General features: G+C 42.0%; 16 protein-coding genes. 10 read left to right on the plus strand and 6 right to left on the minus strand.

Annotated features, from left to right (window positions below; all coding sequences use genetic code 11):
* The first annotated feature begins 241 nt into the window (after positions 1-241).
* The 3 genes from H5158_RS18345 to H5158_RS18355 all read left to right on the plus strand — a co-directional run bounded on the left by H5158_RS18345 (position 242) and on the right by H5158_RS18355 (position 2,238).
* On the plus strand, positions 242-982 hold the full coding sequence (locus H5158_RS18345) for a ferredoxin--NADP reductase (RefSeq protein WP_182740589.1): 741 nt from the start codon (positions 242-244) through the stop codon (positions 980-982).
* 62 nt (positions 983-1,044) lie between these two features.
* Entirely contained in the window at positions 1,045-1,869 is an 825-nt protein-coding gene (locus H5158_RS18350) for a nuclear transport factor 2 family protein (protein ID WP_182740590.1), read from the plus strand.
* Between the two features lie 48 nt (positions 1,870-1,917).
* The gene (locus H5158_RS18355; protein WP_182719357.1) at positions 1,918-2,238 is read left to right on the plus strand and encodes a hypothetical protein; all 321 of its coding nucleotides are present in this window, start codon (positions 1,918-1,920) and stop codon (positions 2,236-2,238) included.
* Here H5158_RS18355 and H5158_RS18360 read toward each other — a convergent pair.
* Positions 2,235-3,125: a TPR end-of-group domain-containing protein gene (locus H5158_RS18360; RefSeq protein ID WP_182740591.1), complete on the minus strand. Its 891-nt coding sequence runs from the start codon at positions 3,123-3,125 to the stop codon at positions 2,235-2,237. The two genes, H5158_RS18355 and H5158_RS18360, sit on opposite strands and share 4 nt — an antisense overlap.
* A 372-nt stretch (positions 3,126-3,497) precedes the next feature.
* Here H5158_RS18360 and H5158_RS18365 point away from each other — a divergent pair, with 372 nt between their 5' ends.
* Together H5158_RS18365 and H5158_RS18370 are read left to right on the plus strand one after the other, a co-directional pair.
* On the plus strand, positions 3,498-4,244 hold the full coding sequence (locus H5158_RS18365) for a GAF domain-containing protein (RefSeq protein WP_182719359.1): 747 nt from the start codon (positions 3,498-3,500) through the stop codon (positions 4,242-4,244).
* 38 nt (positions 4,245-4,282) lie between these two features.
* Entirely contained in the window at positions 4,283-4,870 is a 588-nt protein-coding gene (locus tag H5158_RS18370) for a sensor histidine kinase (protein WP_182719360.1), read from the plus strand.
* 239 nt (positions 4,871-5,109) lie between these two features.
* Here H5158_RS18370 and H5158_RS18375 read toward each other — a convergent pair whose 3' ends face one another.
* From H5158_RS18375 to exbB, 5 genes are read right to left on the minus strand one after another with little or no spacing between them, the layout of a single operon-like run.
* Positions 5,110-5,529: a YbaN family protein gene (locus H5158_RS18375; protein WP_149981998.1), complete on the minus strand. Its 420-nt coding sequence runs from the start codon at positions 5,527-5,529 to the stop codon at positions 5,110-5,112.
* Between the two features lie 43 nt (positions 5,530-5,572).
* Positions 5,573-6,175 carry a biliverdin-producing heme oxygenase gene (locus tag H5158_RS18380; protein ID WP_182719361.1) on the minus strand — a complete coding sequence of 201 codons (603 nt, stop codon included), beginning with the start codon at positions 6,173-6,175 and terminating at the stop codon, positions 5,573-5,575.
* A 55-nt stretch (positions 6,176-6,230) separates the two neighbouring features.
* On the minus strand, positions 6,231-7,073 hold the full coding sequence (locus H5158_RS18385; protein ID WP_182740592.1) for an energy transducer TonB: 843 nt from the start codon (positions 7,071-7,073) through the stop codon (positions 6,231-6,233).
* Positions 7,070-7,504 carry a biopolymer transporter ExbD gene (locus H5158_RS18390; RefSeq protein WP_182719363.1) on the minus strand — a complete coding sequence of 145 codons (435 nt, stop codon included), beginning with the start codon at positions 7,502-7,504 and terminating at the stop codon, positions 7,070-7,072. The genes H5158_RS18385 and H5158_RS18390 overlap by 4 nt, the downstream gene beginning before the upstream one ends.
* A gap of 1 nt (position 7,505) precedes the next feature.
* Positions 7,506-8,465 carry a tonB-system energizer ExbB gene (gene exbB / locus H5158_RS18395; protein ID WP_182719364.1) on the minus strand — a complete coding sequence of 320 codons (960 nt, stop codon included), beginning with the start codon at positions 8,463-8,465 and terminating at the stop codon, positions 7,506-7,508.
* A gap of 245 nt (positions 8,466-8,710) precedes the next feature.
* Between exbB and H5158_RS18400 the strand changes: the two genes are divergently transcribed.
* From H5158_RS18400 to H5158_RS18420, 5 genes are all read left to right on the plus strand, one after another.
* On the plus strand, positions 8,711-9,229 hold the full coding sequence (locus H5158_RS18400; RefSeq protein WP_149981994.1) for a sigma-70 family RNA polymerase sigma factor: 519 nt from the start codon (positions 8,711-8,713) through the stop codon (positions 9,227-9,229).
* Between the two features lie 6 nt (positions 9,230-9,235).
* The gene (locus H5158_RS18405; RefSeq protein ID WP_182740593.1) at positions 9,236-10,216 is read left to right on the plus strand and encodes a FecR domain-containing protein; all 981 of its coding nucleotides are present in this window, start codon (positions 9,236-9,238) and stop codon (positions 10,214-10,216) included.
* A gap of 113 nt (positions 10,217-10,329) precedes the next feature.
* The gene (locus H5158_RS18410) at positions 10,330-13,029 is read left to right on the plus strand and encodes a TonB-dependent receptor (RefSeq protein WP_182740594.1); all 2,700 of its coding nucleotides are present in this window, start codon (positions 10,330-10,332) and stop codon (positions 13,027-13,029) included.
* Between the two features lie 33 nt (positions 13,030-13,062).
* Positions 13,063-15,492, plus strand: coding sequence for a PKD domain-containing protein (locus tag H5158_RS18415; RefSeq protein ID WP_182740595.1), 2,430 nt, complete (start codon positions 13,063-13,065; stop codon positions 15,490-15,492).
* 175 nt (positions 15,493-15,667) lie between these two features.
* Positions 15,668-16,942, plus strand: coding sequence for a lipopolysaccharide assembly protein LapB (locus tag H5158_RS18420; protein WP_182740596.1), 1,275 nt, complete (start codon positions 15,668-15,670; stop codon positions 16,940-16,942).
* Positions 16,943-17,313: the final 371 nt, after the last annotated feature.

The following is a 17,313-nucleotide window of genomic DNA, read 5'->3' on the forward strand; positions in this document are numbered from 1 at the left end:
ACATCATCACATTGAGATAATGCTTTTTCAACCGCTTGAACTTTAAATTCTTGTGTAAATCGACGTCTCATTTTTATCTGCCTCTATTAAAAGTTAGAGGCGACAACTATCCTGACACAGGGGGCAAACTCGCAAACTCGCAAACTCGCACTCCTTATAAGTGAATGCAAACTCGCAAACATTGACAATGCTGTGCACTCTTGCCACTGTTATACAAAGCAATAATTAAGGAGTGTTAATTGTGTCTAATTGGGTTGAGGCGAGTGTTAAAGATATTGTTTGGTGGACTGATACGTTATTTAGTTTAATTGTGAATGCCGATGTGGAGCCGTTTAAAGCAGGGCAGTTTACTAAGCTTTCTATGATGATGGATGAAAAACGTATTGCACGAGCGTATTCTTACGTAAATGCACCAAGCTCTCCCGATTTAGAGTTTTACCTAATTAATGTAGTCGATGGCTTATTATCACAACAATTAGCCAAGCTTAAACCTGGCGATACAGTGATGATTGAAAGCCGCGCCAGTGGATTTTTTACTATTGATGAAATTCCCGCTAGTGAACAGTTGTTTATGCTTAGTACCGGCACCGCAATTGGGCCGTTTTTATCCATTTTAGAGCAGCCTGATGTGTGGCAGCAGTTTAAGCATATTACCTTAGTGCATGGTGTGCGCTTGAATACAGATTTAAGTTATCAAGCAAAAATCGCGCAGTTGCAGCAGCAGTATCCGCAATTGAGTTATCTGCCCGTAGTGAGTCGCGAGCAGGCAATTGTCGGCTTAGATGGGCGCATTACTGATCGAATCGCCGATGGCACTCTATTTAAGCATTGTGACAGTGTAGTTAGCCCGCAAAATAGTCAATTTATGATCTGCGGTAATCCGCAAATGGTTAAAGACACCAGCGCATTATTAACCGCACAAGGCTACACTCGCAATCGTCGTCGGGAGCCTGGGCAAATCACCGTTGAGCAGTATTGGTAAAAAGCTATCGCGATCCGGTAAATTTTGTTATTTTAGAGTTTCTTAAATTACTCAGGAACAGTATGAAACCGTTATTTTTTTTAGTAAGTTTGTTACTTGCGTGGCAATTATTAGCAACTGCAGCTGAAGTAGTTGAACCACCGACTAAAACTGAAACAAAAGCAGCTGAATTACCTGCTGCAGTAAAAACGACTGACACTAGCGCTGGTGAAGAAAAGTCAGTGCAGAGTAAAGCCTCAGCTAAATCAACTGAGGTTGAATTACAAGATAGCCCTGCGGTGATCACTTTAACCCCGCAAAATGAGCAATCAGCTGAACCTGTAAATGTTGAACCAACACAGCCAATTAAAACAGACACCAGCAAACCAAGCGAGCCTGAAGTTGATACCAGTAAGGTACTTGGCACCGAAGCGGCAAAACCTGCTGAGCTTCCTAAAACGCAACAAGAAAAACAGCTTGCAGTCGCACAAGCAGAGCAAGCGGTGATCCAAGCTAAAGAAGCGCTAACACTCAAGCAACAAGTTAAAGCCAAACAGTCACGCGAATCGTTAGCCGTTATCGAGCAATTAATTAAGGCGTACAACGCCAGAAATATCGACGCATTTATTAGTATGTATGATGAAAATGTAGAGTTTTATGCCTTTCCAAATGAGTTACTTTTTAAGGGCAAAGAAAAACTGATTGCCCGTTACGGGATAATGTTTAAAAAATTAAAGTGTATAAAATCATCCCCAATTAAACGCATTGTACACGGTAATATCGTTATCGATCATGAACTGTCAGAAACCTGTTCAACAGATCCAAATGTAGTTGATAAGCGCGGGGAGTTAATCTCTAGCTATCAAGTTGAAAACGGCAAAATAACTAAAGTGCTCTTTTTTAGATAGAGCATTAATAGGCAGATTATATAGGCAAATAAAGGGGCCGCGACGAGTATGGACATTAGTGATGATAAAAAAATTAAGTTACTTTATCGTGTAGAGCCTGGCTGTTTAGGACCAACAGGTGCGCAAACAATAGAACGCTTTTGCGATTATGCTAATCAGCAATTGGTTGCCCCTTATTTTGCTTTGTACCACTTTACCCCGCGGTTTGATAAAACTAAAGCCGAGCGCGAATACAGTATTAATGCTCGGCTGTTATCTGATCAGCATGCACAGGCATATCTAGCGCACTTTAAAACCAACAAAGATGAGTTTGAGGAGCAACTCGATGAACTACTCACTCAAGCAATAGAAAGCTTCTTAGAACGCTAATCATTGTCGCCAGATACAATCGCATTAAAGCTGCTATTGTCGTGCAAACTGGCAAATGCACTTTCATGCAATAGCTCATTACGTAAGTTGGGTGAATACTCCAACGACATTTTAATATCGGCCAACGCATCAGCGTGTTTATGCGTCAACGCATAGGCACATGCACGTTGCCAATAAGCGTAGCCGTAGTCACTGTCTATATCCAAGGCTTGGTTACACAACTCTATCGCCTGAGCTGTTTCATTAAGCTCTAGTAATGCATCGGCTTTATAAGCGATAGCTTCAACATCTTCGGGTTTACGTTTTAAAATCTCATCAAATATTTCGATCTTATTGGCTATATCGCTTTCTAAATTAGCGCGCATCCATAAAGAGTGGACTTCATTAGTAACAGATATTTTTTGTTGGTTACTTAAAATTTCTTCAGAGCGCTCGCGTAGCTTTTCTTCAAATGTATTCAACCGTGCTTCGTATTCATTGGTGATCACGCTGACACGGGTATTTACAATATCTTCTACTTTGTTTTTTACATCACGTAACGAGTTCCAACCAACCAGTACCAAAATAGAGGCTGTGGCAGTGATGATAAAAAATACATTATTAATTGTATCTGTGGTGTAAGTCAGTGCGCGATCAGCGGTATCAAGCTGAGCATGAGTGACTTGTTTGGTAACGTCTTCACGTAGTTTTTGCTGATCTTGGCGTACTGCTTTAAGTTCATCAAGAATATAGCGTTCCATCAAGGGTCTGTACATCGGCTCTTGGAGTTTTTTGAGTGCCTGTTTTTGCTGTTGCAGGTTGGGTACAGCGCGAGACTCTTGTGCCTGTGCCTGAGCTGCCACTAAAGTGGCAAAAAGAAGTAAAATTGATACAAAATAATGACGCATACTACTGCCTAGTCGATAAATTAAAGTGCTAAGTAAATTACTGAAACTGTAACATGACTACCTATTAGTAACTAGGGTGGGTTGATCTTTCGAGGTTGTTTTTACTGCTGTGTGCTTGGTAATCGCTGCATTGCTGTAATGGAAGAAAATGAAGCCATTAAAAACAGGCAAAAAAAACCAGCTCTAAGAAGAGCTGGTAAAACTGCTTAAACAACATAAAGTCGTCAGGGATATCAACAGGAGTGAGTGTTTATAATAACCAAACATATCTGAACAACGTCTTAATATTTAAAGCATTATAATTGTTGAGGTAGGATTTAATTTCATCAACTAAACTAAATTGATGACCATAGTTTGGGGAAGGTGTATTCAATGCGGCAACAGCTTGTGCAATTACTTTATAAAGTGTCTACTTCATCAGCGTTAGATGATGGCTATATAGAGCTTGCAGAACAATTAATTGTAAATGCCATTATTGATGGCTTAAATAATACGCGTGCTAGCATCTGGTTATTTAATAAAGATAATACCGAGTGTCATTGTCAGTTACTGTTTGACCGCGCGAACAACAATGTAAACCAAAGCCTCATATTATCACGTGAGAACTATCCGGCTTATTTTTCTGCGTTAGATACTCAGCGCGTGATCATTGCTAATAATGCGCATACTGATCCCGCTACCTTTGAATTTTCAGAGCATTATTTAACGCCTTTAGGAATAAAATCAATGTTGGATGCACCGATCCGATTCAAAGGAGAAATGATCGGTATTTTTTGTTGTGAACATACTGGCAGTTTTAGGCAATGGGAGGATGATGAATGCACTTTTTTGAGTGGACTTGCTGATCTTTATGGCCGCGCATTGTCGGCGCAAGAAAGTCGTTTAGTTAAGCAACAATTAGAAGTTGCCAATCATCGCCTAGAAGAGCGGGTGATTGAGCGAACGAATACCTTACAAAAAACATTGGAAGAGTTAACCGGTACCCAAGAAAAGCTAATTGAAGCGGAAAAAATGGCCGCATTAGGAAACCTAGTGGCAGGTGTTGCCCATGAAGTAAACACGCCAATAGGTATGCCGTTACCGCCAATAGTTCGGCAACAGATAATCTTAAACAACTAACTCAACAGCTAAATGACAACACATTATCGAAAAGCAATTTGCAAAAATTTGTCGCGCATATTAATGAGTGTTTAATCATTGCCAGTAGTAATCTTGATAGAGCCGCAGCATTGATCTGTAATTTTAAACAAACAGCGGTCGATCAATCTTCTCTTGATATTAGCACCGTGAAGTTAAATGACTACTTAGCTAATACAATACATAGTCTCACCCCATTAACCCGCAGCCACAAAGTAACCACCACAATTGAGTGCGACAAAGCATTAACGCTTATCACAGTGTCGGGGGCTTTAAGCCAAATTATTATGAACTTGGTGAGTAACAGCTGTGTGCATGGCTTTAAAGATCGCGAAGATAATCATATCAATATAGCCGTTCACCTAGATACCCAGCAACACACTTACACATTACGCTATAGCGATAACGGCCACGGTATGAGCAAGGACGTATTACAAAGTGTGTTTGAACCCTTTTTTACCACAACTCGTGGCAATGGCGGCAGCGGTTTAGGTATGGCGATTGTTTATAACCTTGCCACCCAAGCCCTTCAGGGCGATGTAAAAATACATAGTCAGCCAGAGCAAGGTATTACCGTCACTTTTACTTTTCCACTGAGCCTGAGCTAGCTATATTTGATAAAACTCAGAGTTTTAGCATGATACTCAAACAATTTGCTCGTAAAGAATACGGTCATTGTTGAGTAAATATTCTGGTGACAGGGTAACTTAAACCGCTACTGCCTGAGGGTCAGCTTAAAGATGAGTTGTTTGCTGTAGCTAACAAGCTGCTGACTGGATACCTTAACTCCCTCTGTTTTTACTTAGGCACGAGGTTATCAATCTCGCGCCTAATTAAGTGGCAACCATCACGAGCAGTCTTTTGGTGGTAAGGGGCGAGATAAAACGTAATATGCGCTGCCACCGATAAAAAGCGCGACAACAGTTGCCAGTAATAAAGAAGGTTGCGCGCTTAGGTAAAATAATCCATACCCAACAGCCATACCTAAACTGGCCATTACTTTTGCCGACTTAGAAATAGCGCCATGGGCTTGCCAATTGATTAGTGTTTTACCAAAGCGAGGGTGATTAATTAACCAAGATTCAAAGCGCTTTGATGAACGGCTAAAACAAAAAACAGCACCAATAAGAAATACTGTTGTTGGCATTATCGGCAAAAAAGCACCGACAATCCCCATTACGGTTAACACGAAGCCACTTAATAAATAAGTCACTTGCTTAAATTTACTAATAACTAACATCGAGTTTTTCTTACCTGTACGCTTCATACTTTATCGCTTAATTTTAATGCACTTGCAGCTCACGTTTTACTTAAACAAATACACAATCAACAGCACTACGAACCAAACTAAAAGCATCGCGAGCGCCATTAATTGCGAGTGTCTGTTGTTCTTTAGTTAATTCAACCGTATTTAAAGCCGTTGTAAAATCTTGCCATGATTGCCCGCGGCCAATTGTTGCTGGTGCTAAATGCGAGGCACCAAATTCTTCTGATAAGCCAATACGTTTTGCTGCTTTTAATAAATACTCAGCGCCTAAATTAGACCCCTCTGATACATAAAGCCAACCCAGTGAGGCTGGGTAGTCAACCGGCACTAAGTTAACGCTGGTTGTTACTTCACTCAGATCGACGTTAATATCGCGTAAGTCTTGTTCAAGATGGCTTAGGCGCTGCCGTGTTGGCAGATCGCTCACTAAGCGGCTTAAATTAGTATCGCTATAAAGAGGGGCAATAGCCAAATGAAATCGATATTGAACTTCTAAAAATAAAGCATAACGGTCTAAACTTGCAAACGGTCGCTTAGTCATAATCGTTTTATCAAGGTTATCGTGAATAGTCGTGGTATTGAGTTTAAATAGTGTTGTTAATGAAGGCGTATTAATCTCATTGTTAACATGTTGGTCTGCAATCATTGTATGTCCTTAGTTTTATATTTCAGTAATTCGTAATAAGCACAGCAAGTAGCTGTTAATGAATAAAAAATGCCACAGGCACGGCCATTTTTATTGGGTTCCCTGTAACTTCTTCTGGAGGGACGGGCAAGGGCTCAGCACGTCTAACTAATTCGATGACCTCATTATCTAATGCAGCTATTCCGCTTGCTTTAAATAATGTGACATCTAAAATATTACCTGCTCTGTCCATGGTAAAACTCACCCAAGGAACACCTTGTTGGCGCCTTAACTTTGCCATTCGTGGATAGCGCTTTTTTCGTTCTAGGTGGATCTGAATAGCACTTTGCCATAGTTGTTTAGCTGTACTTTGCTGTTCACTTAAAGCACCTTTTACCGGACCAGATGCGACTGTTGACTCTTTCACTGGAATAGCCAAAGGAGCACTACTTTGCTCTACCAAGTGTTCACTGGCTCCTGTTATGCTGGTGTTATCAGGCAGCGGAGTCGGTTGTGGATCTTGCTCTTGTTGTTGATTAGATTTCTCTACTGGTTTACTTGGTGCTGGCTCAGGTTGTTTATCGCTAATGGTAAAGTCAGATTTGCTTTCGAGTAATGGCTTTACCAAGGGTTTATCTATTGTTGTTGTCGGCTTGCTTACCTGCCGCTTTACTGGTGCTGACTCTTGTTGCGCAGGTCCGACAGGAAGTGCCGATGGCTCCGCTTTGGGGGCTGCCACAATATTGACTTCAAACACCTGCGGTGAAGCTTGCATGGGTACGATATTGTTATGCTCTGTCGGCATTAAAAAATAACCCGCAATGGCGGCATGAAGCATCGCGGCGATAAAAAAAGCGCCTACAACATGCCAACGCACCAAGTGAGAAGCGCTGGTATCGTTTCCTGCTAATAAACTCACTGGGCAACATCCGTTTCATGTTCAAGACCGACTAAAGCAACTTGTGAGTAGCCGGCTTTAGTTAATTGATTCATTAATGCCATGAACTGACCATATTCAACTTTGCTATCTGCACGAATCAAAATTTGCTGCTGTGTTTCAATACCATGTTGTTTTAGTGCTTGCGCCAAATTTTGTTGGTTTATTTTATCTCCCTCGCCAAGTATTAAAGTAAGGTCTTGTTGTAGAGTAAGGTAAGTTGGATCATCACTTTTCGGTTGGGTTGGTGCCGCAACAGCAGGCAACTTAACTGGCACACTGACAGTGGCTAATGGGGCCGCCACCATAAAAATTATTAGCAACACCAGCATCACATCAATAAACGGAGTGACGTTAATCTCATGCTGCTCTTGTAATTCATCGCTATCGGTACGGTTACTACTAAATGCCATTTTAAAGCTCTTTAGATACTGCATCTGCAGCGTCTTCATCGTTAAGTAGGTAGGCTATGTGTTTTGCATCAGGGTGCTTTCGGTCAAGATCTCGGCTCACGAGTATCATGATCGCGGTCAGAATATCGGCTAACTGTGCTTTGTAACTGCCAATTACACGAGAAAAATGGTTGTACATAATAACGGCTGGGATCGCTGCAACTAACCCCAGAGCCGTTGCTAATAAAGCTTCTGCAATACCAGGGGCGACTACGGCTAAATTAGTTGTTTGTGTTTTAGCAATACCAATAAAGCTATTCATAATGCCCCAAACCGTACCAAACAAACCGACAAACGGTGCAACAGAGCCTATTGTTGCCAATATGCCTGTACCCTGATTCATATTTGCGCTTAGCGCTGCTTGTACACGCTCTAAACGCGCGACTAATCGCTCCTTTAAGCCTTCGTCAGTAGTAAGTCCTTCGCCAGTTAGTTGTAACTCATGTTGGGTTGCTTTTAGGAGTGTTAAGGCATCACTTTGTTGTAGTAATAAAGTGTGGTTGGCCTTTGCAAAACTTTCACTTTGAATTAAATGTTTAAGCAATTTTTTGGCATTTCGCTTAGCAATATTTAACTGTACAGATTTGAATATGCAGATAGCCCATGAGACTAACGATGCTAAAAGTAACCCGATAATTACGCTCTTCACAACCACATCAGCGCCCTTGTACATGCCGATTGGCGATAAGTCATGTTGATCAAAAGCCGCCTCGTCAACACTAACCGTGGTATTGGTGTCTGTATCAAGGTCAGATCCTACGGTTAAAGATTTAGCTGATAGCGTATTTGTATTCACCTCTGGTGTAACAGCATTACCTGTAACTTCTACTTTGGAGGCTGTTGACGGCGCCGCTTGTTGTGCGTGAACCGCAGACGTTCCACCACCCATTAAACACACAAATAACATAGTTCTTATAAACATTTTGCTCCCTAATTTTTACGTAATTTGTAAATGTGGCGATGTAACACCAACATACTTGATCAATATGCCGCATCGTTTTGATGGACAAATTATTGGCTATATAACTAATGCCGAACGAGATCCGATTTTCATCAAAAGAATAATAAATTTTTTATTAATAATGTTTGCAGAATATCTAAATTAACTTGAATAGGAATGAAAATCATTTATACTCGCGGTAAATATGCTACAGGAATAGTTAAATTTTGACTAGCACTACCGCTAACTCAGTAGGGTTTAATGCGCTCTACCAAGAACACCATGAGTGGCTTGTTCGCTGGATCGCTCGACGTACCTACAACAAAGATAATGCACAAGATCTCGCTCAAGATACATTTATGCGTTTACTTAATAAGCCCTCTTTGTATAACGAAATACAAAGTCCGCGAGCATGGCTTACAAAAGTTGCCGGAAACTTAGTAACCGATAACATTCGTCGCAAAGTTCTAGAAGAAAACTATTTATTATTTTTAGGAAGCATGCCAGAAGCAGCCTATTTTTCGCCTGAAGAGCAACTACAGCTGCTCAGTTTACTAGAGCAAATAGATAAATTATTGAGTGGTTTGAGAGCAATCGAAAAAACAGCATTTTTAATGGTTAGACTCGACGGGCTCAGTTATAAAGAAGTCGCAAAGCAACTCAAGGTGAGCCTATCATCTATTGAAAAATACATGGCGAAAGCGATGTTAGAGTGCTACACCCTTACATACTGTGATATAGAGTAAGCGATTGTGAATAATACGTGTGCCCAAAAAACACCTTTACCAGAACAAGTCGTACAGCAAGCGATTGCGTGGCGTATTTGTTTAGAGTCGGGCAACGCACAGTCTGCAGATATGGCTGAATATAGGCGATGGCGGCTTGCCGATCCGATGCATGAATTAGCCTGGCAACGGATAGAAAACATGGAGGCTGCATTTGCCGGGGTGAGTAAAAAAAATGGTCGTATTGCTCACATGACCTTAAAAAAAACCGATCATGATATACAAAGCATGAGTCGTCGCCAGGCGCTAAAAAGGATCGCTGGAACCACACTAGGACTTGCCAGTGTAAGCTGGTTGGCAGACAAACAGGGGGCATGGCAATACCTTAACGCAGATCACGCAACTACCAATCAACGGCAATTATTTACGCTCTCCGATAATAGCCAGCTTTGGTTAAATCATAACAGCACTGTTGAACTGAATTTTAATGCTCACAATAGATACATTCATTTAACCCGCGGAGAAATGCAATTTATAGCTTCAGCTAATACGCAGCCTGTGCAGGTGGCGTTACAGCACGGAACTTTACTTTGTGACAGCAAACAATTTTTTGTGCGTAATGAAGCCGATCATGCTTTAGTTCAAGTTATGCAAGGCAGTGTTAAGCTCGCGCAAGCAAACGGCTTATTTACCAATCAGGCGATCAAGGCTGGCGAGCTATATAAAATTACCGTAAATTCAATGCAACAGTTAGACAATCATATATTTGACTACAGTAGTTGGACAGCAGGGCTGTTGTCAGTGCGAAATATGTCAATCAATTCTTTTTTAGCTGAACTATCTCGTTATCACCGTGGTTTTGTAAAAATTGCCCCCAGTTTAAATGACTACCTTGTCTCCGGCGTTTTTCAGTTAAATGACACTCACCTGATCCTTAAAACAGTCGCTCGTAGCGCTCGGGCAAGTGTGCATTACAGAACCCGTTGGTGGGCCGAAATTCGCCCATAACTATGTTTATTTAGTTCATCAGGAAAAAATATAAAATAATTATCATTTAGAGTTACGGGATTACTATTTTCATGCGTCATATAAGTATGCATTAAAGAAATAGGAAACCATTTATGCCCCGCGCAGCGTTAAATTTACTCATCGTAGTCACAGGTTTGTTGGTGATTACCCCTTCAGCAAGTTTAGCTGAACAAGTATCTGCAACATCACAATTAAAAATGATCAAATTTGATCTTCCCGCAGGCCAGCTTGGTGATGTACTGACTTTATTTTCACGCCAAGCGGGTGTGACTTTATCATTTGAAGAGCGTGTTGTCGGTGGTTTTTCAGTCGCTGCAATAACCGATGAAATGACCATAGAGGCAGCCTTACAAAGGCTGTTAAGCAATACCAATCTACAAGCTTTACCTGTTAGTAATAGCGCATGGCTAGTGCAACAAAAAACCACCCAAGATTTGATCACGCTAAATACCATTAATGTGCAAAGTCGCAATAGGGATCTAAAAGATCAAACCTATACCGAAGCCGCATCAGTAAACCTAATTACCCAGCAAGATATTGAACGCTTTAGAGGAACCAGTGTTGGCGATATATTTCAAGGTACACCCGGTGTTTTGATCAGCGAAAACCGTAACTCAGGCGGGCTTGATGTTAATATTCGTGGCATGCAAGGCCAAGGACGAGTACCTGTAGTGATAGATGGTAGTCGTCAAGAAACCACCGTGTATCGCGGCTATTCTGGTGTATCGAGCCGCAGTTACATTGATCCCGATTTGATTGGCTCACTTAAAATCAGTAAAGGCCCTATCATGAGTGCTGATGGCACTGGGGCGACAGGTGGCTTGGTGAGCGTTAGTACATTGTCGGCTGATGATATTGTTAAAGAGGGTGAGCTCAGCGGGTTTAGATTACGTGTTAGCGCCATCGGTAATAGCGCTAATACGCCAGAGCCAGGTACATACGCAGGGTATTATTTACCACGCAATGCCTATCGTTCACAGTGTCGCTTTTCGAGTTATTGTACTGAGCAGTACATAATGCCAGAGCGCTTTGCTCCTGAGGAGGGCATGGATAGACCCAGCTTATTTGAGTTTGCTAGTTATGCAGGCAGTTTTGCTGCCGCTAAGCATTTTCAGTGGGGCGATCTAATTGCTGCTTATGCTAAGCGCGAGCAAGGTAATTACTATGCAGGTAGTAACGGCCCTGCACCTGAAATAATTTACGCAGCCCCCGACAAACTTGCTTGGTACACCGAAACGGCGGTGTCAATGCAAGGGGCATCGCGGTTTCGTGCCAATGAACGCATCCCCAATACCAATTTTTCTAGTGAATCTTGGCTGTTAAAAAGCAATGTGTTGCTGCCCAACGATCAAAGCCTCGAAATGAGTTATATACGCTATAACAGCAGCTACGGCGAAATGATGCCATCGCAAATACGCTCTTTTGGTCAAGCAAGGCAATGGCTCGATAGCGAAGTCACTAATCAAACTTACACAGTGCGATATCGCTGGCAGCCAATCAAATATGATTGGGCTGATTTTAAAGCCAACTTTTGGCATACCGATGCACTTACCCATTTAAATACCCCTGGTGTCGGCTCAGTAGATATAGTCGATAATGTTGCTCGCAGCGATGATTATCAGCGCTTTGGAACTGATGTGAGTAATACCATGATGTTTTATTCAGCGGGCGAACTAGCGCTGAGCTATGGTGTTGCCGCACAGTATGAAGACATGGATACCGACACCCCTGAAACCGAAGGGTTCTATGCAGGGTCGCGCAGTGGTTGGCGCAAAGAATTTAGTGCTTTTACAGCCATTGATTGGCAGTTTTTAACAGCATGGACACTCGAATCGGGACTGCGTTTTACGCACTTTTCATCGAAAGATAATAACCCAGTAACCATTACTAGCAACGATCCTGCTTGTGTGTCTGACGGCGCCGATGGTTGCCTAGAAGTACAGTATGAAAATAGCCACTCAGGCACAGCACCATTGGTTGCTATAAAGTGGCAGGCATATAAAGGACTGCAGTTTTATATTCGCCACAGTGAAGCTTTGCGTATGCCAAGCCTATTTGAAAGTACCTCTGGTTGGTCTGTCAGCCCCGTTTTAGATATCCCTTTAGAGCCAGAGCATGCTAAAAACCAAGAAATTGGCCTTAATTATTTAACCGACTCATTACTAACAAATAACTATAAAGTGGGCTTTAAGCTCGCCTATTTCCAAAATCATGTTGATAACTATTTAACCCGTACGCAACCCAATGCGTGGGAGCAAAAACAAGGCGGCCTCAACGATTTTTTTCGAATGCGAAATATCGACAGCCTAGATTTAAATGGCTGGGAGCTTAATTTTAGCTACGACACAAAATACTGGGTTGCTGAGCTTAGCGGCACGCATTATACCCAGATAGAAGTGTGTAATGTGGGCAGTTATGTGCGCTACTACTGTAATGATTGGGGCCTTCCTGAAAGCTATATTAATAACATGATCCCGCCAAATTGGCACGCCAGTGCTCACCTTGGCTTACGTTTATTTGAGCAGCAATTAGAAGCTGGGCTGCGTGGCACATTTATGGGAGAGCGCAACTCAATTCCTCGCTATAACGCACCTACAGGGTTTAATGAACCGGTACTTTGGCACAGTTATAACCTTTTAGACATCTACGCTAGTTATAAATTTAACGACGACACAACACTCGATTTTACCATCGATAATGTTACAGATCGTTATTACCTCGACGCTTTAAGTTTAGGTTTAGTACCTGCACCAGGAAGAACTGCACGGCTGAGCCTAACTTATAATTTTTAACTGATAACACCTATCAGCAAGGAGTACAAAAGAATGAAAAAACTATTTGGCGCAATAGCCATAGTCGGGCTTTCGCTTACTATGGTAGCCTGTGGTAGCGGTAGTGATAACAAAGACAGTACACAAACAACAGAGCAAAAACCAACAGCGGTTGTTGAGCTGCAATCGCCAGCAGAATCAGCATTCTCACTAAAGGATGGCGCGGTAAAAGTCACGCTGAATGCTGAGGCGAGTACAAGTGCAGAGGGAACAGATTTAATTTATCAATGGCAGCTCATTGAACGACCAGCAACAAGTACTGCCAATATCACCAACACCAATACCATAACAACAGACTTTACTGCAGATTTACCAGGCAATTATGTTGTGAGTTTAATTGTTAATGACGGGGCAAATAATAGCGAAGCCGCGCGTATCACGCTAAGCGCAACCAGCCCGTATCCAGTCGCAATTACTGACTCAGTCCATAGTGTTAATTTAGGCACTAATAGCGTAGGTTTAGATGGTAGCCAAAGTGTAAACCCAGCAGGTGGCACCGATTCATTACTATACCAATGGACGCTTATGGAAAAGCCCACCGACAGTGCGGGTTATTTAAATAACGCAGAGCAAAGCCAAAGCACACTGTTTGTTGATTTAGCCGGTGATTACACATTGCAATTAGTGGTGACTCATAACGACGTAGCAAGTGAACCAAAACAAGTTGTGGTAAGCGTTTCAGAAGGTAATGCGCCACCAGTGGCTAAAGCCGACGACATAACTATTATCCTAGGCGAAGAAGCTATCTTAGATGCATCAGCCAGCATTGACCCTGAAGGGGAGCCACTACAATATCGCTGGCAATGGCCGTCACGCTCAGCAACGGATCCCGAAAATGTACCACTACCAGAGCTTACAGGTACAAAAACGGCTGTAGTGCGTTTTACCCCACAAGCTGTGGCAAGTTATAAATTAATACTATTTGTATTTGATGGCACCCGAAAAAGTGAAGAAAAAGAAGTTACAGTTACCGTCAAAAAAGATCCTAACGCGACTAGCAATGCCCCACCGATCGGTGAATTATCAGCAACCGGCTATTACCCATCTAATAGTATTGGTGAACAAGAAGTAGGCTTAAGAGCTGAATTTAATTTTACCGGCTATGATCCAGAAGGCGAGCCGTTACAAATTATTGCAGCTACGCTTATTGAAAAACCGCAAGGAAGTATTGCAGAGCTAGTGGATATTGGTTCTTGGAAACCTATGGGTAAAAAGATTCAAAAGCTTGATATAGCCGGCAGTTATTTAGTACGTATGGTTGTCTCTGACGGCGAAAACCAAATTTCAGTTGATGCCAGCATGCAAGCTAAAATAGGTAACGTTAACGGTCAACCTGCAACTGGCGGCGTTGATGCACAATCAAAGTCAGTGCTGGTGGGTGATGCATTAGTGTTTGATGCATCAAGTAGCGACCCTAATGATGATCCACTGACCTTTCATTGGCAGTTAACAGATAAGCCTGATGGCAGTAATGCGACTATCGAACCGGTAATTGAACCACAAAGCCAAGAATACCGTCGTGCAAAAGTGCTCACCGATGTGCCGGGATCTTATACCGCGCAGTTAATTGTAGAAGATGACCGTGGCTTATTTGCTAAGGCGTATGCACAAGACAGTGGTTTAGCTAAATTTACCAATACCGCTCCAGAGATCCGTTCCGTTGTATGGGCGCGTAGCTGGGGACGCTTAAATCCTGGCCAAGACTACTATCAAATTTTACCGTGCATGTCGTTATTACATCGGCCAGTAACCGTTGATGCCGATGGCGATGAAGTATTCACTCATGAAGAGCTTGTCAGTACACCAGCAGGCGGCGAGTTTACTAGCAACCCAAGTGAAGCAGATTGCCCAAATACCCGTGGGCAAGTATTTACAAAGCCAGGTAAATATACATTCCGTTATTCTGCAACAGACCTAATTGATGATGCGCCGCAGTATGACTTTGTCGTTGACGTTGACCCACTCACAGAGGCTACAGGTGTACGTTTACGTAGCATCAACGAAGATAATGAAAGCCTATGGTATCCATTACCGTATGAGAATATTCCACCCTTTGCGAATGACTTTAGTGCCAGCTCTAAACCTTATCTTGAAGAGGGTTATATTAGCTGGTCATTAACCGCCACTGATGCAGATTACACCATTGAAAATTTACAGGTGCGCCATATTAATGGTGGGTTAGCAAGCTTAACACCGCGTTTCGAAAATCTAAAAAATGAGCAAGTAATAGCAAAGGGCAAATCAGTTGCATTTAAAACTATATTGCCAGTGGTTGCGTGTATTCGTAACGAAGAAGCATCTGAAGGTTTTCATTTTTCTTTTAACATTAAAGAAATTCCTGAAATCACCTTCGTATATGAAACATGGCGCACAGCCAACAAATCAAGCTTATTCTATGATTGGCCTGAATGTGTTGCTGAATAACTAAATACTTGGTAGTTCAACGAATAACAAAAAACCCAGCATACCGCTCTGGGTTTTTTGTTATTAACTTAATCAACTTCCTATCGTTGTTTTTATCGAAAATTTCGCGCCATAATCTTGTAACCCATAAATCAATTGGTACACTAGAGCCAACTTATAAAGAGCAGGACAAGCTATGTCGCCCGCCAAAATACGCAGTGATGTCATTAAATTAACTGTATTAAGCGATAAAAAACCAGATTACTATTTTATCCAAGGTTATTTTTTAGGGTTAGGCTTACTGCCCGACATAATAATGCCCAGCCAATGGCAGTCAGACCTATTAGGTGACATTAATTTTACAACAGACACTGAGTTAAAGTACCTCGAAAGCCTGATGGAAAATTACAATAACAGCATGCATAAAGTGATGACCGAAGACCTTAAAATGCCCACTAAATGCAGCTTATCGAAAACCGACTACCGCGATTCACTCAAAGCTAATATGCCACTGCCTAATTACTGTAAAGGGGCATTACAAGCACTTAAATTTATCGACAAACGCAGCCTAAACAAACACCAAAAAGACCTGCTAACGAGTTTAAATGAAGTACTGAGTGCATTTAGCTCTGAACAAGCTGCAGTTAAAAAATTTGCTGACAACCAAGGCCTAGCGCAAGCCTATAAAAAGAACTACAGCTATTTTGTAGCCGATGTGCTTTATAGCGTTCGTTTTATTGAAGACCCCAGCTGGACAGATGAAGACGAAGCCGCGTTTAACGAACAATTTGCGGAAGAGTTTGCAGGTGAACACCACAACGATGACTTTGCTGGTAAAGTGCTCGACGACGAAGTGATTGATCAATTAATGGAAGCAATCCTTAGTGATTTTACTCCAAGCGCATTTGAACCTATAGCAGCGTTACTGGAACTGTTTGAAGGTGTTATTACAGAGCAATACATAGCACAGAACCAAGGCCACTTTTGGCTGATCCACGAAACACGCCCTTATATGATGTTACGAGCGCATCGTGCACAAATCAACGCATTACAAGGTAACATACAATACGCTATTGACGAATTTGAAGCGCTTTGGCAACTAAACCCCATGGATAATCAAGCTAATCGCCATTGGCTAATGAACTGCTATGTAATTAAAGGACAGTGGCAAAAACTGGATGCGTTTTTAGCCGACTTCGACAGCGAAGAACTTCATGCCACAGCAAGCCGCGCCTTGAGTGAGTTTCATAAACATGGTGACTCTAGCCAAGCCAAGCAATACAAAAAGCAACTTAAACAGCTTAATAAACATTTTATAAAAATACTCACCGGGCAAGAAAAACTAAAATCTGAGGAGTTTCATTTTTACAGCCCAGGCAGTAAAGAAGAAGTGGGTATATACCTAAATTCACTTGGCAAACAAGCTTGGATAGCCACCGAAGGCAGCTTGTTTTGGCTAAGAAAAAAGTAAATAGGTAGGTGAAAGGTTAAAGGCTAAAGGTGAAGGGTTAAAAACCCAGTACGCTGGTTAGGAATGCACATTAAATCGCCTAGCAGCGGGTTCACCCCGCGATCTATAAACCGGCTTCGGATTTCGTGCTACGGAATACACCCTAGCACCTAGTCACTTCCCTAAACCTAGCGCCTTTATTTTGTAGGAACGAGCTTTAGCTGTGATTATTTAAAAACCAATTTTACCACCGAGCTCACCGAGGCGCTTCGCTACACAGAGAAGATATAAAACCACGAGCTTCGGGACCTAGTCACTTCCCTAAATCAAAAGTCTTTTCGTCATTTTCTCTTCAGCGCAGCGCCTCTTAACCTCTGTGGTGAATAAATCAT

The organism is Pseudoalteromonas sp. SR45-6, assembly GCF_014163545.1.
Taxonomy (GTDB): Bacteria; Pseudomonadota; Gammaproteobacteria; order Enterobacterales; family Alteromonadaceae; genus Pseudoalteromonas; species Pseudoalteromonas rhizosphaerae.

What these genes read in the sequence shown, in the direction of transcription:
- exbB (WP_182719364.1), bottom strand. Translation starts at nt 8,465, where the DNA reads ATGTTTATAAGAACTATGTTATTTGTGTGTTTAATGGGTGGTGGAACG.
- H5158_RS18360 (WP_182740591.1), bottom strand. Translation starts at nt 3,125, where the DNA reads ATGCGTCATTATTTTGTATCAATTTTACTTCTTTTTGCCACTTTAGTG.
- H5158_RS18355 (WP_182719357.1), top strand. Translation starts at nt 1,918, where the DNA reads ATGGACATTAGTGATGATAAAAAAATTAAGTTACTTTATCGTGTAGAG.
- H5158_RS18375 (WP_149981998.1), bottom strand. Translation starts at nt 5,529, where the DNA reads ATGAAGCGTACAGGTAAGAAAAACTCGATGTTAGTTATTAGTAAATTT.
- H5158_RS18350 (WP_182740590.1), top strand. Translation starts at nt 1,045, where the DNA reads ATGAAACCGTTATTTTTTTTAGTAAGTTTGTTACTTGCGTGGCAATTA.
- H5158_RS18390 (WP_182719363.1), bottom strand. Translation starts at nt 7,504, where the DNA reads ATGGCATTTAGTAGTAACCGTACCGATAGCGATGAATTACAAGAGCAG.
- H5158_RS18365 (WP_182719359.1), top strand. Translation starts at nt 3,498, where the DNA reads ATGCGGCAACAGCTTGTGCAATTACTTTATAAAGTGTCTACTTCATCA.
- H5158_RS18415 (WP_182740595.1), top strand. Translation starts at nt 13,063, where the DNA reads ATGAAAAAACTATTTGGCGCAATAGCCATAGTCGGGCTTTCGCTTACT.
- H5158_RS18380 (WP_182719361.1), bottom strand. Translation starts at nt 6,175, where the DNA reads ATGATTGCAGACCAACATGTTAACAATGAGATTAATACGCCTTCATTA.
- H5158_RS18420 (WP_182740596.1), top strand. Translation starts at nt 15,668, where the DNA reads ATGTCGCCCGCCAAAATACGCAGTGATGTCATTAAATTAACTGTATTA.
- H5158_RS18410 (WP_182740594.1), top strand. Translation starts at nt 10,330, where the DNA reads ATGCCCCGCGCAGCGTTAAATTTACTCATCGTAGTCACAGGTTTGTTG.